Origin of the sequence: Lactococcus sp. bn62, assembly GCF_029492705.2 — a bacterium.
In the GTDB taxonomy this organism is placed as follows: Bacteria; Bacillota; Bacilli; order Lactobacillales; family Streptococcaceae; genus Lactococcus; species Lactococcus petauri.
This window is the reverse complement of record NZ_CP120417.1, coordinates 183713-208009: the sequence shown is the minus strand read 5'-3', so window position 1 is coordinate 208009 and position 24297 is coordinate 183713. Positions and strand designations below refer to the sequence as shown.

33 protein-coding genes and 1 pseudogene are annotated in these 24297 nt (G+C 38.7%); 2 read left to right on the top strand and 32 right to left on the bottom strand.

Features of this window, described 5'->3' with window-relative positions; translation table 11 throughout:
* Positions 1-41 precede the first annotated feature (41 nt).
* The 17 genes from P3G65_RS01155 to rpsJ form a co-directional block, all read right to left on the bottom strand.
* Positions 42-434: an ArsC/Spx/MgsR family protein gene (locus tag P3G65_RS01155; protein WP_029346060.1), complete on the bottom strand. Its 393-nt coding sequence runs from the start codon at positions 432-434 to the stop codon at positions 42-44.
* Positions 435-793: 359 nt separating this feature from the next.
* Positions 794-2395 carry a Na/Pi cotransporter family protein gene (locus tag P3G65_RS01150; protein ID WP_019291436.1) on the bottom strand — a complete coding sequence of 534 codons (1602 nt, stop codon included), beginning with the start codon at positions 2393-2395 and terminating at the stop codon, positions 794-796.
* 229 nt (positions 2396-2624) lie between these two features.
* A complete protein-coding gene (locus P3G65_RS01145) occupies positions 2625-2810 on the bottom strand; it encodes a type Z 30S ribosomal protein S14 (protein WP_003129946.1) in 186 nt (61 codons plus the stop codon).
* Between the two features lie 19 nt (positions 2811-2829).
* Positions 2830-3372, bottom strand: a complete 543-nt coding sequence (gene rplE / locus P3G65_RS01140; protein ID WP_284071236.1) for a 50S ribosomal protein L5 — start codon at positions 3370-3372, stop codon at positions 2830-2832.
* A 19-nt stretch (positions 3373-3391) separates the two neighbouring features.
* Positions 3392-3697, bottom strand: coding sequence for a 50S ribosomal protein L24 (gene rplX, locus P3G65_RS01135; RefSeq protein WP_003133750.1), 306 nt, complete (start codon positions 3695-3697; stop codon positions 3392-3394).
* 156 nt (positions 3698-3853) lie between these two features.
* Entirely contained in the window at positions 3854-4222 is a 369-nt protein-coding gene (gene rplN / locus P3G65_RS01130) for a 50S ribosomal protein L14 (RefSeq protein ID WP_003133749.1), read from the bottom strand.
* A 21-nt stretch (positions 4223-4243) separates the two neighbouring features.
* Positions 4244-4504: a 30S ribosomal protein S17 gene (gene rpsQ, locus P3G65_RS01125; protein ID WP_003133748.1), complete on the bottom strand. Its 261-nt coding sequence runs from the start codon at positions 4502-4504 to the stop codon at positions 4244-4246.
* Between the two features lie 18 nt (positions 4505-4522).
* A complete protein-coding gene (rpmC, locus tag P3G65_RS01120) occupies positions 4523-4732 on the bottom strand; it encodes a 50S ribosomal protein L29 (RefSeq protein WP_003133747.1) in 210 nt (69 codons plus the stop codon).
* The gene (gene rplP / locus P3G65_RS01115) at positions 4729-5145 is read right to left on the bottom strand and encodes a 50S ribosomal protein L16 (RefSeq protein WP_003133745.1); all 417 of its coding nucleotides are present in this window, start codon (positions 5143-5145) and stop codon (positions 4729-4731) included. The genes rpmC and rplP overlap by 4 nt, the downstream gene beginning before the upstream one ends.
* A 3-nt stretch (positions 5146-5148) precedes the next feature.
* Positions 5149-5802: a 30S ribosomal protein S3 gene (gene rpsC, locus P3G65_RS01110; RefSeq protein WP_003133744.1), complete on the bottom strand. Its 654-nt coding sequence runs from the start codon at positions 5800-5802 to the stop codon at positions 5149-5151.
* A gap of 12 nt (positions 5803-5814) precedes the next feature.
* Entirely contained in the window at positions 5815-6162 is a 348-nt protein-coding gene (gene rplV, locus P3G65_RS01105) for a 50S ribosomal protein L22 (RefSeq protein ID WP_003133743.1), read from the bottom strand.
* 15 nt (positions 6163-6177) lie between these two features.
* Positions 6178-6456, bottom strand: a complete 279-nt coding sequence (gene rpsS / locus P3G65_RS01100; RefSeq protein ID WP_003133742.1) for a 30S ribosomal protein S19 — start codon at positions 6454-6456, stop codon at positions 6178-6180.
* 213 nt (positions 6457-6669) lie between these two features.
* Positions 6670-7503, bottom strand: coding sequence for a 50S ribosomal protein L2 (gene rplB, locus P3G65_RS01095; RefSeq protein WP_017368757.1), 834 nt, complete (start codon positions 7501-7503; stop codon positions 6670-6672).
* Between the two features lie 15 nt (positions 7504-7518).
* Positions 7519-7815, bottom strand: coding sequence for a 50S ribosomal protein L23 (locus P3G65_RS01090; protein ID WP_003134519.1), 297 nt, complete (start codon positions 7813-7815; stop codon positions 7519-7521).
* Entirely contained in the window at positions 7815-8441 is a 627-nt protein-coding gene (gene rplD / locus P3G65_RS01085) for a 50S ribosomal protein L4 (protein ID WP_003133739.1), read from the bottom strand. Before rplD ends, P3G65_RS01090 begins: the two co-directional genes overlap by 1 nt.
* 22 nt (positions 8442-8463) lie before the next feature.
* Positions 8464-9087: a 50S ribosomal protein L3 gene (gene rplC, locus P3G65_RS01080; RefSeq protein ID WP_003133737.1), complete on the bottom strand. Its 624-nt coding sequence runs from the start codon at positions 9085-9087 to the stop codon at positions 8464-8466.
* 14 nt (positions 9088-9101) lie between these two features.
* Positions 9102-9410: a 30S ribosomal protein S10 gene (gene rpsJ, locus P3G65_RS01075; RefSeq protein WP_003129973.1), complete on the bottom strand. Its 309-nt coding sequence runs from the start codon at positions 9408-9410 to the stop codon at positions 9102-9104.
* A 325-nt stretch (positions 9411-9735) separates the two neighbouring features.
* Here rpsJ and mscL point away from each other — a divergent pair, with 325 nt between their 5' ends.
* On the top strand, positions 9736-10116 hold the full coding sequence (mscL, locus tag P3G65_RS01070; protein ID WP_019291438.1) for a large-conductance mechanosensitive channel protein MscL: 381 nt from the start codon (positions 9736-9738) through the stop codon (positions 10114-10116).
* Positions 10117-10153: 37 nt separating this feature from the next.
* Here mscL and P3G65_RS01065 read toward each other — a convergent pair whose 3' ends face one another.
* From P3G65_RS01065 to P3G65_RS01040, 6 genes are all read right to left on the bottom strand, one after another.
* A complete protein-coding gene (locus tag P3G65_RS01065; RefSeq protein ID WP_019291439.1) occupies positions 10154-11431 on the bottom strand; it encodes an MATE family efflux transporter in 1278 nt (425 codons plus the stop codon).
* Between the two features lie 46 nt (positions 11432-11477).
* Positions 11478-12038, bottom strand: a complete 561-nt coding sequence (gene nusG / locus P3G65_RS01060; RefSeq protein WP_003133733.1) for a transcription termination/antitermination protein NusG — start codon at positions 12036-12038, stop codon at positions 11478-11480.
* Between the two features lie 108 nt (positions 12039-12146).
* A complete protein-coding gene (gene secE, locus P3G65_RS01055; RefSeq protein ID WP_003133731.1) occupies positions 12147-12344 on the bottom strand; it encodes a preprotein translocase subunit SecE in 198 nt (65 codons plus the stop codon).
* A gap of 5 nt (positions 12345-12349) precedes the next feature.
* Complete coding sequence (gene rpmG, locus P3G65_RS01050; protein WP_003134525.1) at positions 12350-12499, bottom strand: 50S ribosomal protein L33; 150 nt, start codon at positions 12497-12499, stop codon at positions 12350-12352.
* Positions 12500-12540: 41 nt separating this feature from the next.
* Complete coding sequence (locus P3G65_RS01045; RefSeq protein WP_284071235.1) at positions 12541-14376, bottom strand: acyltransferase family protein; 1836 nt, start codon at positions 14374-14376, stop codon at positions 12541-12543.
* A gap of 168 nt (positions 14377-14544) precedes the next feature.
* Complete coding sequence (locus P3G65_RS01040) at positions 14545-16833, bottom strand: PBP1A family penicillin-binding protein (RefSeq protein ID WP_019291441.1); 2289 nt, start codon at positions 16831-16833, stop codon at positions 14545-14547.
* A gap of 75 nt (positions 16834-16908) precedes the next feature.
* Between P3G65_RS01040 and P3G65_RS01035 the strand changes: the two genes are divergently transcribed.
* The gene (locus P3G65_RS01035) at positions 16909-17793 is read left to right on the top strand and encodes an RluA family pseudouridine synthase (RefSeq protein WP_019291442.1); all 885 of its coding nucleotides are present in this window, start codon (positions 16909-16911) and stop codon (positions 17791-17793) included.
* Between the two features lie 70 nt (positions 17794-17863).
* Here the strand turns inward: P3G65_RS01035 and P3G65_RS01030 are convergent, their stop codons facing one another.
* The 9 genes and pseudogenes from P3G65_RS01030 to guaB all read right to left on the bottom strand — a co-directional run bounded on the left by P3G65_RS01030 (position 17864) and on the right by guaB (position 24213).
* Entirely contained in the window at positions 17864-18709 is an 846-nt protein-coding gene (locus P3G65_RS01030) for a metal ABC transporter solute-binding protein, Zn/Mn family (RefSeq protein WP_284071234.1), read from the bottom strand.
* A 231-nt stretch (positions 18710-18940) separates the two neighbouring features.
* The gene (gene comGF, locus P3G65_RS01025; RefSeq protein WP_019291444.1) at positions 18941-19381 is read right to left on the bottom strand and encodes a competence type IV pilus minor pilin ComGF; all 441 of its coding nucleotides are present in this window, start codon (positions 19379-19381) and stop codon (positions 18941-18943) included.
* The gene (comGE, locus tag P3G65_RS01020; protein WP_019291445.1) at positions 19362-19661 is read right to left on the bottom strand and encodes a competence type IV pilus minor pilin ComGE; all 300 of its coding nucleotides are present in this window, start codon (positions 19659-19661) and stop codon (positions 19362-19364) included. Before comGE ends, comGF begins: the two co-directional genes overlap by 20 nt.
* A complete protein-coding gene (gene comGD, locus P3G65_RS01015) occupies positions 19627-20043 on the bottom strand; it encodes a competence type IV pilus minor pilin ComGD (protein WP_019291446.1) in 417 nt (138 codons plus the stop codon). Before comGD ends, comGE begins: the two co-directional genes overlap by 35 nt.
* Positions 20018-20323 carry a competence type IV pilus major pilin ComGC gene (comGC, locus tag P3G65_RS01010; RefSeq protein ID WP_029345656.1) on the bottom strand — a complete coding sequence of 102 codons (306 nt, stop codon included), beginning with the start codon at positions 20321-20323 and terminating at the stop codon, positions 20018-20020. The genes comGD and comGC overlap by 26 nt, the downstream gene beginning before the upstream one ends.
* Positions 20324-20341: 18 nt before the next feature.
* A pseudogene (gene comGB / locus P3G65_RS01005) lies at positions 20342-21361 on the bottom strand (competence type IV pilus assembly protein ComGB).
* Positions 21300-22244: a competence type IV pilus ATPase ComGA gene (gene comGA, locus P3G65_RS01000; RefSeq protein WP_019291447.1), complete on the bottom strand. Its 945-nt coding sequence runs from the start codon at positions 22242-22244 to the stop codon at positions 21300-21302. Before comGA ends, comGB begins: the two are co-directional and overlap by 62 nt.
* Before the next feature lie 185 nt (positions 22245-22429).
* Positions 22430-22606 (bottom strand): 30S ribosomal protein S21, encoded by a 177-nt coding sequence (rpsU, locus tag P3G65_RS00995; protein WP_003134539.1) that lies wholly within the window; start codon positions 22604-22606, stop codon positions 22430-22432.
* Between the two features lie 125 nt (positions 22607-22731).
* Positions 22732-24213, bottom strand: a complete 1482-nt coding sequence (gene guaB, locus P3G65_RS00990; RefSeq protein WP_003133714.1) for an IMP dehydrogenase — start codon at positions 24211-24213, stop codon at positions 22732-22734.
* Positions 24214-24297 lie beyond the last annotated feature (84 nt).

Genomic DNA, 24297 nt, shown 5'->3' with positions numbered 1-24297 from the left:
GTAAAATGAATTAATTTAATGATAGATATTAATTTATTTAATTAAATTTGGCGTTTATACTGATGTAGAAAAATACTGCTCATCCGATAATAGCGTGGAGCAAACTGCCGAATGTTTTCAGAATGATAGCCCACTAAAAATTTATTATGATCAACAATCAAAGGTGTCTGTAACACCTCAACATTTTCGCTGAGATAAACGACTGCCTCATTAAAATGCATCTGTTGGATCTGAAGAATTTTTCGGTGCAAATCCTCTGTGCAACGCTTCGTCGACTTCACAATTTCATCAATACCATTTTCAGTTAGTCGAAGCATATATGACAAGTCTTCACAGCTCACACAATCTATCGTACATTTTCGATAAGGAATATGATGTTCATTCAGCCAATTTATCGCCTTTCTACTGGATAAACAAGAGTTGCGATAGTAGATATAATCATTTTTTTCTCCTTTATAATGTCTGTGCTTTTTCTATAAACATTGTAGAGCTTTCTTTTTAATTTGTAAAATAAATCTATTTAATACAAAGAATTATTAAATGTAATCAAAACTTCAAATAATTAATTAATATATATAATTATAACTATCAAAAAGATTCATTTTACCTATCCTTAACTTTATAGTATACTAAGACCGTAGTTAATCACTCAATCATGTTGAAGACACCTTGAAAAGTTCTTTGGTCCTTAGAGGCCCTTTACTCAAAAAATTTATGACAAAAAACAATTACAATTCTCTTTTCAATCTGTTAAAAACTTGATTTTAAAGCAGTACTTTTCGTACTGCTTTTTTTACACTTTATAATTCAATACTTCTGCGATATGGAGGATATCTGTACTTATTTTTCGTAAATTGTTAAGAATTCGAATATCTTCAAAGTCTGATCGTAGTAAATCTCTATTGACTTGAGTAAGATTAAGAATTTCTCGCTCTAACTTTTTAATCTCATCCAGTATTGTTTCTTCTTCCTGATGTTGTTTATCTTTAAGGAATGTAAAAACTTGATCTAGCATCCTCTCTATTAATGGTACGATAGACTCCATGACTAGCTTAATGGCCAATTCATTTTTTTCCTTGTCCTCTTCCTCCTCCGAGTAATCGTAAACATTCAGTGTCAATACGATATCTTTGGTATATGCCTCAATCTGGGCCAAATAATTTATAGTTTTATATGCCCTTCCGACAGAAATAGCATATTTATCCTTTAACTCAACTGTATTAAGATTGACAAGTGCCCTATTAACCTCCTGTACCAAGTAGTTAATCAAAGTTTCATTCATAAGACTCGTGCTATTTTTTTCTCCACGTTGAATATTCACTCCTTCGGTAAAATCCTCTTGCACAAGTTCAAATGTTCTTTGAATTTCTTTAAGGATCTGCTCAACTTCAATCTCTGGTGTGCGGAGTAACCTTCGATCAATAAATTTTAGTTTCAGGTGCGCTGTATCATCTGGTGCATTTTTAACACACTTTTCCGCCAACTGAATAATAAATTTCGAAAGTGGTAACAAAATAAAAAGTGTTGCAACATTAAAAATAATATGAGCATAAACTAGTTGCAGGGCAATACTTTCAGAAGTATTCTGAATGAGGCTGACAAAGCCGAAAGGTAAAATAGTCAAAGCTGTGAAGATGAGCGCTCCAATAATATTAAACCAGACATGGACCATCGCAGCCTGCTTGGCTATTTTATTTCCACGAATTGATGCAAGAAGAGTGGTCACAACAGTCCCCACATTAAACCCATACAGAATAAATATAGCTTGATGTAAATCCACCACAATACCTGCGGCAACCATCGTCAGCAAAATACCTACTGAAGCAGTTGAACTTTGAATTAAAGCAGTAACAGCAAAACCAACCAATAAACCTACAAGAGGCATTTGCGTATGAGTAAACAGTTCCGCCATGAGAGGTGCTTCTCTTAAAGGAACCATGGATACACTCATCAGATTTAGCCCTAAAAATAAGAGTCCAAACCCTAGCAAGATCATTCCCATGTGATTGAAAGCCTTACGTTTCATAAACAGCGTGGCAATCGTGCCTATAAAAATGACAAAGGGAACAATGTCTTGAATATTAAATGTAAATAAAATGCCTGTTATGGTCGTTCCAGCATTGGCCCCCATAATAATTCCTGCAGCCTGGCTCAAATTCATCAATGACGAATCAATAAATCCTAAAACCATAACTGTTGTCGCTGTAGAACTCTGAATGACCGCGGTGATGATAAAACCTAAAAAAGCGCCGAACCATTTATTACGTGTCAAACGCTGTAAGATCTTTTTCAGTTGAGAACCGGCAATCAAGCTTAAACCATCACTCATCAAGCTCATACCGTATAAGAAAAGGCCCAAACCGCCTAATAAGAAAAAAATGTCGTAGATGGTCATCACAAAATCTCCAGATTGCATTCATGTTTTTATTTATTTTTCACTTATATTTAAGTATATCTTATTTTAATTTCATTAAGAAATAATATTGTAACAAAAATGTTTTTGAAAACAAAAACACTTCCTCAAATGAGAAAGTGTTTTTTTCTGTTAGAACCACAATCCCCCGTGGAGATTGCATGGGCAATAAGCTAAGCTTCTGAAATGCCCTTTTTATATCAATTTCAAATTACCAAGATGCTTTCTTAACGCCTGGAAGTTGACCTTTGTAAGCCAACTCACGAAGACAGATACGGCAAAGTTTAAATTTGCGGTAAACTGAATGTGGGCGTCCGCAGCGTTCGCAACGAGTGTAGGCTTGCGTTGAGAATTTTGCAGGGCGTTGGTTTTTAACAACCATAGATTTCTTAGCCATTAGTTATTCTCCTATCCTATTATTTAGCAAACGGCATGCCAAGTTTAGCAAGCAATTCATGTGATTCTTCGTCAGTGTTCGCAGTTGTTACGATAACAACATCCAAACCACGTACTTTATCAACATCATCGTATGAGATTTCTGGGAAGATCAATTGTTCTTTCACACCAAGTGTGTAGTTTCCGCGTCCATCAAACGCTTTGTTTGATACACCGTGGAAGTCACGTACACGTGGAAGAGAAACAGTTACGAGTTTATCCAAAAATTCGTACATGCGTTCGCCACGAAGAGTTACTTTCGCACCGATAGCTTGACCTTCACGAAGACGGAAAGCCGCGATTGATTTTTTAGCTTTAGTAATCAACGGTTTTTGACCAGAGATCAAAGCCAATTCAGCAACGGCTTTGTCAAGGTTTTTAGAGTTGCTTACTGCATCCCCAACACCCATGTTAAGCACGATTTTTTCAATTTTTGGTACTGCCATAATTGAAGTGTAACCGAATTTTTCAGTCAATGCTGGTACTACTTCGTTAGAGTATTTTTCTTTTAAACGATTAGTCATATTCTTTCTCCTTCCCGTCTTAGTCTAGGACTTCGCCTGATTTTTTGTTGAAACGAACTTTTTTGCCGTCAACTTCTTTATAACCAACACGACCAGCTACACCGTTTTTGTCGAGCACTTGTACGTTAGAAACGTGGATAGGTGCTTCGATTTCAAGGATAGCGCCGTTTGGATTAACAGCGTCTGGTTTTTGGTGTTTCTTCATGATAGCAACACCTTCAACGATGACTTTGTTCATTTTTGGCAAAGCTTTAATCACTTTACCTGTTGTACCGCGGTCTTTACCTGCGATAACTTTTACAGTATCTCCAGTTTTTACAAACATTTGATATTCCTTTCTTACGCCCTCTGGGCACCCTACATGTAGGGGACTATTTCTATCTATGATAGAAGTGGATTTATAAATGTGGAATAAAATTCCTTTTGTGATTTTGACATCAATAGCGGGATACTCTCCCGCTATTTCGACATCCTCTAAATATTAGAGAACCTCAGGTGCCAAAGAAACAATCTTCATGTAACCAGCTTCGCGAAGTTCACGAGCTACTGGGCCAAAGATACGTGTTCCTTTAGGTGTTTTATCGTCACGGATAATAACTGCTGCATTTTCGTCAAATTTGATGTAAGATCCATCAGGACGTTTAGCACCAGATTTAGTACGAACGATAACAGCTTTAACAACTTCACCTTTTTTAACAGCTCCACCAGGGGCAGCTGATTTTACTGTAGCTACGATAACATCACCAATACCAGCGAATTTACGGCTTGAACCACCGAGTACACGGATAGTCAAGATTTCTTTGGCACCAGAGTTATCTGCAACTTTCAAACGGCTTTCTGTTTGAATCATGCTTTTTTCCTCCTAGTTAGCTTAGATAATTACAGCTTCTTCAACGATTTCGATCAAGCGGAAACGTTTGTCTTTTGAAAGAGGACGAGTTTCCATGATACGTACGATATCACCAGTTTTGGCAGTATTGTTTTCGTCATGAGCTTTGTATTTTTTAGAGTAGTTAATGCGTTTACCATAGACTGGGTGGTTACGTTTAGTTTCTACGACAACTGTGATAGTTTTATCCATTTTGTCTGAAACCACGCGGCCTTGATAAACTTTACGTTGATTACGTTCCATTTATGTATTTCTCCCGATCTATTTAGTCAATTCGCGTTGCACAGTTTTAACACGTGCAATTGTTTTCTTCACTTCGTCAAGTTTCGCTGTGTTTTCGAGACGACCAGCTGCAGCTTGGAAACGAAGTTCAAACAATTCTTTTTTCAATTCAGCTTCGCGTGTAGCCAATTCGTCGATTGACAAAGCGCGGAGATCCTTGAGAAGTGATTTTGTTTCGTTCAATTTCATTCTGCGTCACCTCGTTTTACAAATTTAGTCTTGACTGGAAGTTTGTGAGATGCAAGACGCAAAGCTTCACGTGCTACTTCTTCACTTACACCAGCAATTTCAAACATGATTTTACCACGTTTAACTGGTGATACCCAACCTTCAGGAGCACCTTTCCCTGAACCCATACGCACACCAATAGCTTTGGCTGTGTAAGATTTATGAGGGAAGATTTTAATCCAAACTTGACCGTTACGTTTCATGTAACGAGTCATAGCAATACGGGCTGCTTCGATTTGACGGTTAGTGATCCAGTGAGAAGTAGTCGCTTGAAGACCAAATTCACCGAATGCGATTTCTTTACCGCCTTTAGCTTCGCCACGCATTTTACCGCGGAATTCACGACGGTGTTTTACACGTTTTGGTACTAACATGGATTAATTTTCTCCTTTCACAGATTTTTTAGTTGGGAGAACTTCACCACGGTAGATCCAAACTTTAACGCCGAGTTTACCGTAAGTAGTGTCTGCTTCTTCCCAAGCATAGTCGATATCCGCACGCAATGTGTGGAGTGGAACTGTACCTTCAGAGTATCCTTCTGCACGGGCGATGTCCGCACCGTTCAAACGACCAGATACTTGAGTTTTGATACCTTTAGCTCCTGCACGCATAGCACGTTGGATAGCTTGTTTTTGAGCACGACGGAAAGCGATACGTGCTTCAAGTTGTTTAGCAATTCCTTCACCAACTAAGTGAGCATCCAAGTCAGGACGTTTGATCTCAACGATGTTGATGTGAACTTGTTTACCAGTGAGTTTGTTGAGGTCTGCACGAAGTGCATCAACATTAGCACCAGATTTACCGATAACCATACCTGGTTTTGCAGTGTGCAAAGTAACGATAACTTTGTTTACAGCACGTTCAGTTTCAATAAGTGAAACTGAAGCATCAGCAAGTTTTGTTTGAACGAGTTGGCGAATTGCCAAATCTTCGTGAAGGTAATCCGCATATTCTTTCTCAGCATACCATTTGGCATCCCAGTCGCGAATAACGCCAACACGCATACCAATTGGATGAATTTTTTGACCCACGATTTTACCTCCTTATTCTTTCTCAGCCACTACTACTGTAATGTGGCTAGTACGTTTGTTGATTGGTGAAGCTGAACCTTTCGCACGTGGACGGAAACGTTTCATTGTTGGTCCTTCGTTGACGAAAGTTTCGCTAACTACCAAGTTAGCTTTTTCAAGACCAAAGTTATTTTCTGCATTAGCGATAGCTGAGTTCATTACTTTAAGAACTTCTGCAGCACCTTTAGTCGGTGTGAATTTCAAGATTGCGATTGCATCCGCAACACGTTTACCACGAATCAAGTCTGTAACAAGACGAGTTTTACGAGGTGAAACGCGAACTGTTTTTGCAGTTGCTTTAGCTGAAGTGATTTCTGCCATTTTGTTCTCCTCCTATTAACGTCTAGTTTTCTTGTCGTCAGCAGCGTGACCACGGTATGTACGAGTTGGTGCAAATTCACCTAATTTGTGTCCAACCATATCTTCTTGAACATAAACGGGAACGTGTTTGCGACCATCGTAAACAGCAATTGTAAGTCCTACAAAGTTAGGGTAGATTGTAGAACGGCGTGACCAAGTTTTGATCACTGATTTCTTTTCGGCGTTTTCTTGAGCTTCGACTTTTTTCATCAAATGCTCGTCAGCGAAAGGCCCCTTCTTAAGACTACGACTCATGTTTTTGAGTTCTCCTTTAAATTTGATACCACGCTGGCTACTAGGGCCAGGTTGGCGGATGATTTATATAGATATCTTCTCGACATCTTACTAAAGTTGACAAGATTTATCAATTTTAGCAAGACGCCGAGAAGGCATCTCAATAAAATATCTTACGCACAGATACAAACTTAACTTTTTTAACAAAAGTAAAGCTTGCCTTATGCTGCAAAATTATTTATCGTTGATACGTTTAACAATAAGTTTGTTAGAACGTGCGTTTTTATTACGTGTTTTGAGACCAAGAGCTGGTTTGCCCCATGGAGTCATTGGTGATTTACGACCAACAGGTTGTTTACCTTCACCACCACCGTGTGGGTGATCATTCGGGTTCATTACAGAACCACGAACTGTTGGACGGATACCACGCCAACGTGTACGACCCGCTTTACCATAGTTGATCAAGTTGTGTTGTTCGTTACCAACTGTACCAACTGTAGCACGACAAGATGAAAGAATCATACGCATTTCGCCTGATTGAAGACGAACGAGTGTATATTTACCTTCTGTACCAAGTACTTGTGCAGATGTACCAGCTGAACGTACGAGTTGTCCACCTTTACCAGGTTTCATCTCGATGTTGTGGATCAAAGTACCAACTGGAATGTTAGCAAGTGGCAATGCGTTACCAACTTTGATATCTGATTCAGGACCAGATACAACTGTCATACCAACTTCAAGACCTTTAGGTGCAAGAATGTATGATTTGATACCATTTTCGTATACGATAAGGGCAATATTAGCTGAACGGTTTGGATCGTATTCGATTGTAGCAACTTTAGCTTTTACGTTATCAGTTGTACGTTTGAAGTCGATCAAACGGTATTTACGTTTGTGTCCGCCACCGTGGTGACGTACTGTAATGCGGCCAAGGTTGTTACGACCAGCGTTTTTGCTAAGACTTACAAGCAAGCTCTTTTCAGGAGTACTTGTAGTGATTTCTGCAAAATCGCTACCAGTCATGTTACGACGACCGTTTGTGGTAGGTTTGTAAACTTTAATTCCCACGATTTTCCTCCTCTATTATTCTGCGTCTTCGCCGAAGATATCAATAGATTTTGAACCTTCAGTCAAAGTGATAATTGCTTTTTTGTAGCCAGGTTTGAAACCTGTGTAACGACCAACACGTTTAGCTTTAGGCTTAACGCTGATTGTGTTTACAGATGCAACTTGAACACCTTCAAATGCTGCTTCAACAGCTTGTTTGATAAGGAGTTTGTGTGCGCGAGCATCTACTTCAAAAGTGTATTTCTTTTGATCCATTGCTTGCATAGAAGCTTCTGTAATAATTGGTTTACGGATTACGTCATAAAGAGACATTATGCAAGAACCTCCTCAATTTGAGACAGAGCTGCTTGAGTAGCAAGAACTTTGTCAGTGTTTACAAGATCAAGTACGCTTACTGAGCTAGCAGTTGATACTTTCACGTTTTTAAGGTTACGAGCAGAGAGTTCTGCGAATTCGTTACCTTCGTTAGGAAGAACAACAAGCACTTTACGTTCGATTGAAAGAGCTTCAAGAACTTTAGCGAATTCGCTAGTTTTTGGTGCTGAGAAGTTCAACTCGTCAACAGCCAAGAGTGTGTTGTCGATAACTTTTTGTGAGTAAGCTGATTTAAGAGCCAACTGACGTACTTTTTGTGGAAGTTTGTAAGCATAGCTACGTGGGTTAGGACCGAAGACAGTACCACCACCACGGAATTGTGGTGAGCGGATTGAACCTTGACGGGCACGTCCAGTTCCTTTTTGACGCCATGGTTTTTTACCGCCACCAGATACGAGTGAACGGTTTTTATGAGCGTGTGTACCTTGACGGAGGCTAGCACGTTGTGAAAGAACGACATCAAATACTACAGTTTCGTTTGGTTCGATACCAAACACTGCATCGTTAAGTGTTACTTCACCAGCTTGTGTGCCGTCTTGTTTAAATAATGATACTTTTGCCATTATAATCTATCTCCTTTCCTTATTATTTAGATTTGATCGCTGATTTAATAACGATCAATGATTTTTTAGATCCAGGTACGTTACCTTTTACAAGGATAACGTTTTGTTCTGGAAGTACTTGTGCGATAACAAGGTTTTGTACAGTAACTTTTTTGTTACCCATACGTCCCGCAAGGCGTTTACCTTTAGGAACTTTGTTAGCCGCAACAGGACCCATTGAACCAGGACGACGGTGGTAACGTGAACCGTGAGCCATTGGCCCGCGTGATTGACCCCAACGTTTGATTGGTCCTTGGAAACCTTTACCTTTAGAAGTACCGGTAACATCAACGACATCTCCAGCTTCGAAAGTATCAACTTTAATTTCTGATCCAACTTCTAAGCCTTCGATTCCTTTGAATTCACGAATGAAGCGCTTAGGAGCTGTGTTAGCTTTAGCTACATGACCTTTGGCAGGTTTGTTAGACAAAACTTCACGTTTGTCATCGAAACCAACTTGAACAGCTTCATAACCGTCTGTATCGACAGTTTTAGTTTGAAGCACAACGTTCGGAGTTGCTTCGATCACAGTTACGGGGATTAATTCACCGTTGTCTGTGAAGATTTGAGTCATTCCCACTTTTTTCCCTAAGATTCCTTTTGACATGAGAATTACCTTTCTTATAATTTAATTTCGATGTTTACGCCACTTGGAAGATCAAGTTTCATCAATGAATCAACAGTTTTTTGTGTTGGTTCGATGATGTCGATCAAACGTTTGTGTGTACGCATTTCAAATTGTTCGCGAGAGTCTTTGTATTTGTGAGTCGCGCGGATAACTGTGTAGACGCTACGGTCAGTTGGAAGTGGGATTGGACCACTTACTTCTGCGTTTGTACGTTTTGCAGTTTCTACAATTTTTTCAGCAGCAGCGTCAAGGATACGGTGTTCGTATGCTTTGAGGCGGATACGGATTTTTTTAGTTGCCATTTTTTCTCCTTCGTCTATTTGTTAATAGGCTAGCTCAGCGGGAAAACCGACACTGAAGTATGGCAATACTTTCGGGTGTGTCGCAACCTCTCGCTTCGTCGCTAATACTGTAATTTTTACAGCACCTATCTATTCTACCAAAGCGACTTTGTCTTGTCAAGGGCATAATACCTTTTTATTTAATTTATTTTTAGCTCACTCATATGTCTTCTCTTTTACTTCTAGCCCTTACTTTACGTGAATATTTTGCGACAGAATAATTCACATGGCTTTAGAAATACTATATAATAGTAATAAATACATATTAATTAATATAGGAGAACTTATGATTAAAGAATTCAAAGAATTTATTTTACGTGGTAATGTCTTAGATTTGGCAGTTGGGGTTATCATTGGTGCTGCTTTTACGGCCATTGTCACTTCTTTGGTAAATAACCTTATCAACCCACTTATTGGTCTTTTTGTTCAAGATGGCGCTTTGACACAAATGTCAGTTAAGGTTGCTGGTGCAACTTTTGCTTATGGGGCTTTCTTAAATGATGTTTTAAACTTCTTGATTACAGCCTTTGTCATCTTCATTCTCATAAAAGCCATCAACAAGCTTTTCCCTAAGAAAGAAGAGCAAGAAGAAATTGTTTCTAACGATGAATTAGATACTCTGCGTGAAATCCGTGACCTTTTGAAAGAAAAAGAACTTTCAAAATAACATTACACACTAAAAACCTCTATTATAATAGAGGTTTTTAGTGTGTAAGAAAAGTTCTAACTTTCCTATCAAAATTGAATTTTAAAAAGACAAAGCGGAAAAAATTATCTGCAAGCACGGCAAACCAGATGCCTTCTAAGCCCAAGGTAAATGTTTGACTTAGAATATAGCCGAGACCCACACGTATAATAAGCATCCCGATAATTGTTGTATATAAAGGAAGTTTTGCATTACCTATTCCTTGAAAAGCCGCCGTATAAGTGGTCGTTCCAGTGACAAAAAAAGTTGCCAAAAAAGAAAAGAGGATAACTGTGTTACTTGAAGCTATAGCGACAGTGTCTGTCGTAAAAAGATTACTTAATGATGTAGAAACTAAGACAAGAAGCAAACCAATACTCAACATCATCCCTGTCGCTAGCCAGTAGGTTCTTTTAATATATGACTGAATGGCTCCATAGTTATGTTGTCCAAACTCTTGAGCCACCAAAATAACTGTTACGGTAGCTAAACCGAATGCCGGCATATAGTTAAACTGAGTAATACTTTCGCCGATCGCATTTCCTGCAAAAACCCGATTTCCAAGAGCAATAATCAGCACCATGATTACCAAATCTCCTAGACGCATCGCCAAACGTTCACCAGCGGCCGGAATTGTTAAAAAGATCAGTTCTCTACTGATTTTTTCAGAGAAAAAGTTTTTCGTAGGTTGTAAATCCTTATCTTTGAGTTTTTTCCAGAGATACAGAAGCGCTACGCCCCTCGAAAAGATTGCTCCTAAGGCAGCTCCCATAATTCCCATATGAAAAACAAATATCAAAAGGGCTGAGAGAGCGATATTTAAAATATTGGCAAAGAGACTCGCATACATGGGTGTACGGCTGTCCCCATTTGCTCTGATAATGGCTCCAAAACTGGTCATTAAAGCCAGCAAAATAATTGTCCCACCAACCAAAAGGAGGTACTCTTGACCTAAAGTCGCTACATCCCCACGCCCGCCAAAAAAGCGCACGAGAGCTTGTGCAAAAAGAGCCGTAAGAATCCCAATAGTCCCTCCCAGTAATGCAGTGAGCTTTACCCCTGCGTTCACCATTTTCTTTGACATTTCACGTGCAAGGAAGCTTGATAAAATTGTCCCTAAAGCTATGAAAACGGCCTGATAAACGGTGATAATATTATTGGCTAGTGACACACCTGCTACAGCTGTGAGTCCAATTCGGGTGACTAAAAAGGTATCACTAATCCCCACCAGCATCTGCAGAAAATTCTCAACTACGGCTGGGAGCGCAAATTTTAATATTTCTTTTGTAGATTTCATATCCCTAATAAATAAGAGCGCACCCTTAACGATACGCTCTTATTTTTTATCCTTCAACTTCTTCGATTTGGTGTAAATCAAGCTCTACTGGTGTTTCACGACCAAACATATCGACCATAACTTTAATCTTATCGTCGCCTAGGACTTCTGTGATTGGCGCTTCAAATCCTGAGAAGGCGCCATCAATGATACGTACACGTTTACCCACAAAGATATCAAAATCAATTTCACGTACAACTTTACCCATACCAATAAGGATTTCTTGAATTTCTTCTTCAAAAAGTGGCGTTGGTTTTGAACGGTTACCGTGTGACCCAACGAAACCTGTAACGTTCGGTGTATTACGAACGATAAACCAAGCTTCATCTGTCATGTTCATTTCTACCAAAACATAACCTGGGAAGAGATTTTCTTCAACATCTTTCATCTTACCGTTCACTTCTGAGCGAACTGTTTCTGTCGGAATTTCAACACGAAGAATTTTATCTGCCATGTTATAAAGTTCTGCACGTTCAAGTAAATCTTCTTTTACTTTTTTCTCGTAACCAGAATAAGTTTGGATAACAAACCAGCCTTGGTCAAAACTTGTTAATGTACTTTCGTCCATTGGAGTACCTCTTTATTGTTTTTTATTTTTTTAGTTTCAAATTTATGAGTTCATGTTCTGAACGGATTGTATAAGAAAAAGGCTTTCGCCTCTTCTTTCATTATATCACTAATTACGTACAAATGGAAGCAGATGCTGTACAGCACTTGTGATACCATTTTGTGTTACCCAGTCAAAGATCATCAAAAAGATGAGGAAGAAAACTGTATATTCAATAACCATGAAAAAATCAATGACAGACTGCTTACGTGTCGGCCACGTTGTTAACTTCATTTCTTTGACAACACTTCCAATAAATTTAAACATTTGACTTATCTCGTTTCCTTATGCAAAGTATGTTTGCCACAACGTGAGCAAAACTTCTTGACTTCTATGCGTTTTTCTTTTGCTGTACCGGACAGTTGAAGAGAATAGTTTCTCGAACCGCACACCGTACAGGCCAATCCTGCTTTTTTTAACATGCTATTATTTTAGCAGAACTAAGAGAAAAATACAAATCTCTCTATTTTTTTGTCATATTTTCTAAGACAAGGCGTGTATAATTAATTGCCCCTTGGTCCTTCGGATGGATAGCATCACTATAGAACCATGAACTTTGATTTGCTGATAAGCCATGCCAATCGATGATTGTCAAGTTAGGATACTTCTTAGCCATCGCTTCTAATTGTTCATTGTTATTGCTTTCCCACGGGCGTGGCATTTGATTATTAATCCAGAAGACCGGTTTATCACCAACTTCTTCCATAATTTTTTCCACGTAATTTGTATTGCCAACGGTCAGTGTGCCATTAGTTCCAAGACCAATTAAGACAGCATCTGCTTTTTCAACTGCTTCTTTATTCTCTGCTAAAATGGTCGCTCCACCATCTACTTGCTCACCAACAACAGCTTTTATCGTCATTCTTGGGAAGGCTTCCTGTAGAGTGGTTGACCCTGCAACCATCACAGAATCACCAACTGCAAAAATTTGCATCTTACTTGCTCTTTCGGCAACCACTGGATCAACACCATATTTTTCAGCGATAGTCTTTAGTGGCGTGCTGACACGGGCATTAGCAGCTTTTAAGTTTGCAGCTTCAAGCGCTTTTTGTTGCTCCATAATTCGAGCTTCTAACACTTGCTGATCATGTGGTGATTTTGGAGAAGTAAGAATCATAACGAGTGATACAAGCACTAAAACGGACACTAGGATTACGCGGACGGGTAAGGCGCGCCATTTTTCCTGCTTAATTTGCTCAACTTTTGTCATCACCCAAGGCCATAAGTTGCTGTAATCATAAGCAACGAGCGGACGTTCAATAAAGCGATATGAAAACTCAGATAAGGCAAAAATCAAGACCAACTGCCAAATGACGTTGTACCAACTTGTCGGATTAACGACTTTAGCAGCAACTAAAGCAAAGACTGGTAATTGCCAGAGATAAATCCCATACGAACGTGAACCAATATAATCAAAAAGTTTATTTGAAAATATTTTATTTGCTTTCAAGCCCGGATGAACAACCAAAAGGATTAATAACATTGTTAAGAGACTGACAAACCAAAGGCCGCCATAGTAAGTCACTGGACTTTGCGCTGGCATAAAAACATATAAGATTAAAGTCAGTGCAAGCACGCCCCATAAAAGGTTACGTCCAAAAGCTTGTCCTTTTTTATTCAACTTGGCAGGCATTTTGTTCATTGGCCAAATGAAAGCTATACTTGCCCCCATCAGGAGACTAAAAATACGGGTATCTGTGCCATAATACACACGCGTTGGATCTTGCCCCACCTTATACTGAGCAATCATCAGAATCAATGAGAGAATGGCTAAAAAGTTTGTCAGAAGGAAACTGTGCTTCTTACTCCGAATGACCTTCACTAAAAAGATCATAATGAGCGGCCAGAAAATAAAGAATTGTCCTTCAATCGCCAGATAATATATATGCTTAAAAGGTGATTCTCCTGCAGCATCAGCAAAGTAGGATGATCCCTGCTGAATTTGCCACCAGTTTTGCACCATAAAAATACTTGAGAGAAAGTTTGACCTGAGGCCCTTCATCTGATTTTGTTGGAAGAAGAACAAATAAGGCGAAACAATCAAGAAAACAGCCAAGAGCATGGGGTAAATACGCTTGGCTCTTTTCCCCCAAAACTTAAGTGGTCTTATCTTTTTAGTTTTAGTATATTCTCTTAGTAGTGAATCCGTGACTAAGTAGCCGGACAACACAAAGAAGAGAACAACGCCTAAAAATCCCCCTTGGATTTTCTGTGGATAAAGATGATACAAAATGACAGCAAGAACCCCAAGGGTACGTAAGCCATTAAAACCTGTTACGTAGCGTTTTTTTGCTTCCAAAACTGTCCTCCTTCTAAAAAGTAAGATTCACTTTTATTATTCTCTTTTTATATTTTTATTTCAATAATTTTTTTCATATATTTGCAAGAAAAAGAGCCGTGCCATGACTCTTTTTCTCATCTATGCACTACCCTTATTTTATCACTTTTCATGCTGTTTTAGAACAATTTACCTACCGAAAAAACCAGTAATTTTATCCCAAACATCTTTGGTAGCATTTTTAGCATCATCTACTGTTTTTTGGAAATCAAATCCGCTGCCTTTTTCAGAAGAATCACTGCTAGAATCTTCTGTTTGTGGCATATTTCCTGAACTGTTTTGTGCACTTTGCTCTTGATAAACAATTGCATCTTGTTGATCACGCAGAGCTGTCCAAGCTGGAGTTATTGGTGCAATATTATGCATGGCATAGGCATTTTCAGCTGTAAAGGCGGTTCCATCTGTATAAGGAAGCAAATAGCTGGCTATATTCCGGAAGATGACTGAAGGTTGCCCCTCAGAAGAACCTTCTAGTTGTTGCTGCTCATTTGTCTCATTCGGGAAACCAATCCATAGTGCAATCGCAATATCAGGTGTATAACCAACCACCCATTGGTCAGTCGTATTATTTGTCCCTGTTTTACCTGCCATTGCATAGCTTGCCGGTGCAGCATTCCAAGCTGAACCGTTGGTAAATGTACCCAACATCATGGAATTCATCTTCTCTGCTACTTCTTTGGTCATGATCCGTTTTTGTGTCACGTTGGCTGTTGCGATTGTATCCCCAGCTGCATTTTCAATTTTAGTAATCAAATGCGCGCTGTTCATTACACCCTCATTCGCGAAAGTTGCAAAAGCTTGAGCCATTTCCCAAGGATTTGTTTCGACACCAGAACCAAGAACGGTTGATAAAGTGTTGTTTTCATCTTTTTTATTGAGATTCAAACCAAATTCACGCCCAACAGCATTCCCTTTTTCTGGAGTGATATCACGATAAGTATTAATAGCAGGAATATTGTAGGAGTTAGCTAAAGCTTGATACATTGGTACAGTACCCAGGTACTCTCCACTGTAATTTTGCGGTGTCCAATTACCTGGATAAGTGGTTGGTTTATCTTCCAATACTTTATCGATTGGCCAACCTGCTTGGACTGCGGGCAGATAGGCGATTAACGGTTTGATAACTGAACCTGTCGAACGTTTCGATTGTGTGGCATAGTTAAAGTCAAGGAAACTGTTATGGTCTTCTGATGTGACATTGCCAACAAGAGCCTCGACGCCACCAGTTTTCGGATTGATTGCCACCGAACCTGACTGTGCGTGCGTGCCATCTGCAGCTTGTGGGAAAAGTGCGGCATTGTCATAAGTGACCTGCATCCCTGCCTGCTTGTTTTGATCCAAAGTTGTATAAATCTTATAACCGTCATTCATAATGTCCTGCAAGCTAAGGCCATATTTGCGTTCAGCTTCCGCAATCACAGCATTGAAATAGCTTGGATACTTGTAAGCTTCTGACTGAGAAACATAAGTATCTTTTACCCGAGAGGCCAGATCGACCGATGCATAACTGTCTGCTTCTGACTGCGTGAGGTATCCTGCACTGACCATGTTCTGCAGTACCGTATCTCGTCGCGGTGTCGCATATTTTCCGTCCTGGTAAAGTGGGTTATAAATTTCTGGACCCTTCAACATCCCCGCAAGCGTAGCGGCCTCATCTACGGTAACTGCATTTGCTGAGACTCCAAAGTATTTTTTACTGGCATCTTCAATCCCCCAAACACCATTCCCAAAATAAGCGTTATTCAGATACATTGTAAGAATGTCTTGTTTACTGTAATGTTTATTGATTTCTAAAGCGAGGAAAAATTCCCGGGCTTTACGGTCAATCGTTTGTTTCTGAGTAAGGTAGGCATTTTTGGCCAACTGCTGCGTGATGGTAGATCCACCACCAAAACGCCCCAAAGTAACAACTGCTAAGCTAAAGCGACTCAGATTAACCCCATGGTTCTTATAAAAAGTACGGTCCTCGGTGGCGACTACGGCATTTTTAATATTGTCACTTATGGCATCAAACTTAACTGTTGTTCCTTTACTTCCATAAAGTAATCCTGCTTCATCACCATTTTTGTCCACAATTTGCGTTTGCGCATCAATGGATTTTTGCAAGATGGATACATTGGCCGTTTTTGCCAAATAGAACAAATAAGAACCAACAGCAAGAATCATAACCAAAATAGCAATAATAGTAATTTTAGTTAAATTATACTTTTTCCAGAAACGTTTTACTGGACGTAAAAATTGCCTTATTTTTTCTGTATAAGGCGCCATCATTCTTAAATATTTTTTTATGCCTTTAAGGTCTTCAAGCGGAATTTCCGCTTCTTTCAGCTCTTTTTCTTCTTCATTATTATTTTCTATTTTTTTAGATGATTTCTTGTTTTTAGCACGACGACTAAAATTTTTATCTTTTTCTGACATGATTTTTTAAAAATCCTTTTGTATTCTATATTTTGCCTATTCTAACAAAAAAGCCTTTGTGTTACAATATTCTATATGAAATTTAGTTTAATTTTACCAAAAAAAATTAAAAAGCAAAGTGTTTCGCATTTACTGGAGCACACTTGGCTCGTTCCACGCAAACAAAGACACCTTTTAAGAACCAAAAAACATGTCTTCCTTAACGGCACATTGGCAGACTGGGAGGATTCCATAAAGCCCCAAGACGAAGTTACTCTTATTTTTGATGACGACGATTTCAGGCAGCTGGAGGTTCCCGTAGGCAACCCTCATCTTGCCGATATCCTGTATGAAGATGAACACCTTGTGATTGTAAATAAACCCGAAGGCATGAAAACTCATGGCAACACTGCTGAGGAAATCGCCCTACAAAATCACGTGACAGCTCGCCTGAAGAGCCCCGTACATGTCGTTCATCGCTTGGACAAGGAGACCTCTGGAGCAGTCCTCTTTGCCAAAAACCAATTGATTCTGCCCATTCTGGGTAAAATGTTTGAGGAAAATAAAATCCATCGCTCTTATTTGGCAGTTGTACAAGGTTATTTTAACGAAAAAAGCTTAACTCTTAATAAAAATATTGGAAGAGATCGGCACGACCGAAAAAAATATGTCACCAGTAAAAATGGAAAAAGAGCCATTACGCATGTGACTGTACTCGAAAAAGAACACAGGCACTCCCTTGTAAGATGTACTCTTGATACCGGCCGTACGCACCAAATACGAGTTCACCTTTCCAGTGAAAGGCATCCTATCGTCGGTGATCCCCTCTATAATTTAGCGTTAAAAAATCAGCGCTTGATGCTTCACGCAGAAAAAATATATTTCTTTCATCCTTTCACAGAGGAATTAATAGAAATTAAAGCATCTAGCCAGACTTTTCAACAAGGCAAAAAAAGCCTACTTTCGAAAAGTAGACCTTAGGAGTTTTATGAAAAGATTTTTTTAGGAAGGTCTTTATTATAGTGAAAGCTTCTTAAAATAAGCTTAAGTCTTATTTAATTGTTTCTTTCAGTGATTTTAGGTTTTCTTCCATAATTGTCAGGTAACTTTCACCTGATTTTTTTTGTTCATCGGTCAATCCCTCAACAGGGTTAATCACCAACAACTTGGCTCCTGCTTCCTTGGCTAAAGTCTCCGCTAGCTTACTGCTAGAGTTATCTTCAAAATAAACAGTATTTAAATTTGCTTTTTGCATCTCATTTTTCAGTTTAATCAATGTTGCACTTGAAGGTTCTGCTTCAGGATCAAGGCCTGTAATGGCAATTGTTGTCAATCCATAATCACGGCCCAGGTAGCCAAAAGCTTCATGCTGTGTGATAAACGTTTTATTTTTAGCATTTTTCAATTGATCAAAGTCTTGATCTATTTTTTTCAACTTTCCAATATACTCATCAGCATTTTTAGTGATATCTTCCTTATATTCAGGGAATTTTTTTGATAATTCATCTGCGATATAGCGGACTTCAAGTAAGGCTGCTTTAGGGCTTACCCATGTATGCGGATCATCACCAATTTTTTCTACGGGTGTACTTGCTTCTATTTTAACACCTTTATTTTTTACAGAAGGGGCCCATTTTTCAAGGTATTTTGAATTATAAATAATAGCATCTGCATTTGTCAAAGTAGTCATGTCTTTTGCACTTGGCTCAAAATCATGTGCTTCTTGATTAGCAGGAACGATATTAATAATGTCAACTTTATCACCAACGACAGCTTTCGTAAACTCATACATTGGCTCAAATGTTGTCACAATTTGTGGTTTCTCACTTGCTGTTTTTTGACAAGCTGTCAATAATAGCAAGACTGGGATAAGGAATAGAAGGGTATATTTTTTCATAAAGCTAGTATAATACAAATTTAAAACAAAGTCAACCGGTTAACTACCAGTTAACTATTTTTCATTTGTCATGTTTTTCACGCTGTATGATCTTTTCTCTTAACTGCAGTTGGAGTTGATTCCGTTGCAATAAGCGTTGTTTTCTAGCATTAATAGCTCCTTGCAAATAATACTGTAAAAGCAAGCTGAAAAGAAGGGAGATGACTAGTGTATAGAGTAAAATACTGGCTCTTAACTTTCTTTTTCTGAGAACTTGTAAAGAAATATGCGGTCTCCTCCTTTTTCAAAAGACAATATAATTTTTACCTGCCCTCCCTCCTGGCTAATTTTAGCATTTTTTATATGATGGATCATGGGTTGATAACCTCGCCCATTAGCATTAGTTTTCCGAAAATCGCCTTTAGAGGAAAGCCCAAATCTTAGATTAACATGTTTGCGTACATAAAGATAGTTATTTTCTACCTTATCTAAGCTTGCTCCCTCAAGTTCGCTTCTCAGTAGACTGCAAAAAAGTTGCCAATCTTGGGTGTGATCTATTGTTGCTCGTTTTACTTCTTCATGAAAAATTTTAGTAATATCTAGAAAAAGGGAAAAAGTACCTACTAACACGAGTAAAGCAAGGAGTGATTCCAGGAGAGTAAAGGCTGTAACTTTAATTTTTTTCAAGAACAATCAATACCTTTCCCGACTCACGGATAGTCATTTGCGAAGTAGTTTCCTCAATCGAAATCTCCACACCATTTAATTTCAAATGCTTTTTCCCCGTATCTATTGCCATATGAGCGACATTTAAGGCTTCGATATCCTTATTTTCCATCTCCGTTTGTTTCTTAACCTGAATAACTTGTTCTAAAATAACCGTGACGAAAAAGACAAGCAAACTCATAGCAATTAAGCTCTCTAATAGAAGATATGCTTCAAGTGATTTTTTTCTTATATTTCCCGCTTCCAATTTCCAATTGATAAGAGATGTTTTTTTTCTGATAAGGAAGAAATATTGTAATTTTTTGTAGGCTCGAGTTGCCTGATTTTTGATCAAAAGTAATAGAAAAATCATTTATTTCAACCTCCTCTGGAACTTTCAGCACTTCCTCTTGGCTGTATAGTGTACCATTACTCGCACTCAATGTCTGTTGCTGTCCCTTTAATCCTGCCATACGCTGGGTATCCTTATAAAGTCGCTCAAATTGTAAAATAAAAATCTCTGCGCGTGCTATCCTGACACTTTGTTTGGCCGAACCTGAAAAGAGAAAAAGAACAGAAGAGCAAAGGAAAAGGACTAGTAAACTCTCTAGTAAGGTCAAAGCTTTAATTCGATACATTACGTTTTGCATTAGGGTTCTTGGTATAATAATCATTGTAGCTATCGGCTTGTTTTTGCGTAATTAAACCGTCGGAGACAAGCTTCCCTAAGTTAGGACTATCCTGTTTATCAAGTTGATAAAGTTCGGCTTGACCTTCGACAACCTTAACAACCGCTGTTTGACCCGTATTTTGGATATTCTTCTTTTCTTTAGCCAAATTTGGGACAAACAATAAAAGTAACACACTGATAATAAGTAAGACGACAAGCATTTCAATCAAAGTAAAAGCTTTGAGTCTCTTTTTTTTCATTCATTCCTCCATGTTCTTTCAAATCAAGTTTCCCATATTGCTATATATAGGAAGTAGCATTGCCGCATAAATTAAAATAATCAACAGCGCCACGAGCAAGAAAACGATAGGCTGGATAAGTTGCATTGCTCTTTCCATCCTTTCAAAAAAGAGCGACCAGTTTTCTTCAGAAAAAATCATTAACTCTTTCCCTAGCTTGGACTTTAGTTCACCATATTCCACAATTAATGAGAGCTCCTTGGTAAATATGGGGTAAAATCGAAGAGCATCTTCAAACTTCTGACCACTATCTAATATTTGAAGAAGCTCAAAACCGAATTCTTTGAAAATTCGACTTTTTTATTCTTGCATAATAAAACAAATCTGACGTAAATCGACAGCTTGAGCAATTAAGTTTCCCCATTCTCTTGCAAAATAAGCTGTCAAATAAAGCTGGACAAAACGGCCAACAAAAGGTATTTTGACCATTAGCCTCAGCGCTTCTAAAGCAGTTTTTTTCTTCCAATAGTATCTGCACAGATAAAAGAAAACGAACAAACTGAAGAGCCACCCTAAAAAGAGGGTCGGAAGATTCTGTATGGCATAAGTTGCTAATCCTTTGTTTTCTTCCAGTTGGGGCAGTAAATAATTTTTCAATCCAAGCATAATAAAGATTAGAAATGCCAGAAGAACAATCGGATAAGTGGCAACTTGGACAAGCTTTTTGCGGATGTTCAAAACACGTATCAGTTTTTCTTCAATCAATCCTAAAGTATACTCAACATTCCCATGAGACTCAGCCAAAGAGAGCTGAGTCACAACATCCTCATAAAAATTTAGCTTCGCCAAAATACCAGAGAAACTTTTCCCATTAAGTAAACCTTCACGCATTTTGGAAATAAAGTATGCTTCCGCAAGACCCGATCGTTCAAGGAAATCAATAATTTCAGAGAGGTGAAAGCCACTTTTGAAAAGATTATTCATGAGTTGAATGAGCTTAATCTGCTTTGCTAAACTCAATTTTTTCGCGCGCAGCTGCAACAGCTGAGATAAATCCATCTGCAACCAACTGATCAATCTGGTCATTCCATTCGTCTGGTTTCCATTCTTCAAACTTTTCCTTTTCACAAACAAGCAATCCCTTTCCTGCAATTAATCGTTGATAAATCACCCGCTGAAGACTGGATTGTAGCTCCCAATCACTTAATCCAAGTTCTTTTAAGCGTGCAATTACACCTGATATTGAGCGTGCATGAACAGTAGAGAATACTGTATACCCAGTCAAACTTGCACGAAGAACAGCTTTTGCCGTTTGACTATCCCTAATTTCACCAACAATAAGTAAATCAGGTCTGTGTCGCAGCGAAAGCTTAATCAAGGAATCATAATCATTCCCTATTACTTTATTGACTTGAAGTTGCAAAAATTCATTTTCTACTAACTCCACAGGATCTTCTATACAAATAACTTGTTGATTTTTAAAATGCTCCCTTGCAAATTTGTACATAAGACTGGTCTTACCTGAACCTACAGGACCTGAAAAAAGGTAAAGGCCTCTTCCCCCAATAATAGTATTAAAGATCTCTGAATTCCAAAAATGAAGTTGGTTTTGTTGATGATGCAAGAGTCGAATAACCAAGCTTTCTTGACCATGAAAATCACCGACAGTAGATAAACGTAAGCGCTGCTCACCTTTATCTAAGATATAAGTGCAAGCCCCCAACTGTACTCGTCTACTTTCTCCTAGATTCATACCAGATAAAAATTTCATATGAGCAATCAGTGCTTGCCCTTGCTCAAGGGTGAGTTCTCCTTCAAACCTCCTTTCTGTTGTTGTACGAAAATAGAGAGAATACTTTCCTTCTAATGCTACTAAATAAAGATCGTGCACCATCTGATCTACTGCTTTTTGTAAAAGGTTTTTTGCCAAAACCTGTATCATGATTGACCTCCTTAGCTAAGCTTACTTATTAACACGATAAAGTTAACAAGTTATCACAATTTTTTTGAAAAAATGAGCAGATAATTTATAATAAGCTTTGTTGCTTACTTGATACCCTTTCTCAATGCATAATAGAGGCAAGAGTAATAAAAAAACCTGCCCAAAGGCAGGTTCAAAATTTTCAATTAGAATTTTTTACGTTTACGTGCAGCTTCTGATTTACGTTTAGCTTTTACAGAAGGTTTTTCGTAGTGTTCACGTTTGCGGAGCTCTTGAAGAGTTCCAGCTTTTGTTACTGAACGTTTGAAACGGCGGAGAGCGTCGTCAAGCGATTCATTTTTACGAACGATAGTTTTTGACATTGATTTCACCCCATTTCATTTTCGTATTTACTCTTAAAGAGCACTCCTAACATTCTATCAAAAGGCTGTATATTTGTCAACTAGATGTATAAAATAAAAAAAGCAGATTGTCTCTGCCTTTTCGCTTATTGTACGGAGTAGTTTGGAGCTTCTTTTGTAATTTGAACATCGTGTGGGTGAGATTCTTTCAAACCAGCACCTGACATTTCGATAAATTGTGCTGACTCATGTAAAGCAAGGATATCAGCTGCTCCAGTGTAGCCCATACCTGACTTCAAGCCACCAACCATTTGGAAAACGATATCGGTCGCTGTACCTTTATAGGCAACCCGACCTTCGATACCTTCAGGAACCAATTTATTTGCTTCATTGACAGAGCCTTGGAAGTAACGGTCGCTTGAACCTTTCTTCATTGCTGCAAGTGAACCCATACCACGGTATGTTTTAAATTTACGCCCTTGGAAGATTTCGAATTCACCTGGTGATTCGTCTGTACCGGCAAGCATTGAGCCAAGCATTACTGCATCTCCTCCTGCTGCCAAAGCTTTAACGATATCGCCAGAGTATTTGATTCCTCCATCGGCGATGATTGTTTTACCGTATTCACGCGCAACTGCTGCCGCATCATAAATAGCTGTGATTTGTGGCACGCCTACACCTGCGACAACACGTGTAGTACAGATTGAACCTGGACCAATTCCGACTTTAACAACATCAACACCAGCTTCAAAGAGTGCGCGTGCACCTTCACCAGTGGCAATATTCCCTGCAATCAATGTACGTTCTGGGAAATGTTCACGAATTTCTTTGATTTTACGTAATACACCTGCCGAATGACCATGTGCAGTGTCAATGACAATAGCATCGGCACCAGCTGCAAAGAGAGCTTCAGCACGATCAAAAGTATCAGAGGTTACACCAACAGCCGCAGCTACTAAAAGACGACCTTGACTATCTTTTGCGGCGTTAGGGAATTCAATCACACGTTCAATATCTTTGATTGTAATCAAACCTGCAAGCTTACCGCTCTCGTCAACCAATGGCAATTTTTCAATCTTGTGTTTTTGAAGTGCTTCTTCAGCTTCACGCAATGAAGTTCCCACAGGTGCTGTAATCAAGTTTTCAGAAGTCATTACATTCTTGATTTCTTGATTGTAGTTTGAAACAAAACGAAGGTCACGGTTAGTCAAGATACCCACAAGCTTGCGATTTTCCAAAGTTTCAACAATGGGTACACCCGAAATACGGTAAGTCGCCATCAAGTTTTCCGCTTCTTCAATCTTATGCTCAGGTGTCAAGAAGAATGGATCAGTAATAACACCAGATTCTGAGCGTTTTACTTTGTGCACTTCTTCAGCCTGTTCAGCAATGCTCATATTTTTGTGGATAACACCAAGTCCACCTTGACGTGCCATTGAAATAGCCATTTTACTATCTGTTACAGTATCCATTGCAGCAGATATCATCGGAATATTCAATGTCAAGTTCTTCGCTAGTTTGGTACTCATGTCTACCTCGTTTGGCAGTACATGTGATTCCGCTGGAATCAATAACACATCATCAAAAGTGTAACCCTTCTTCAAAAACTTTGTTTCCCAATTTGACATTAAATCTATCCTCCAAATATATATTTTTACTATTCTATCACTATCTTTTAGGGATTTCAATGATTTTTCACCATATTTGTCAAT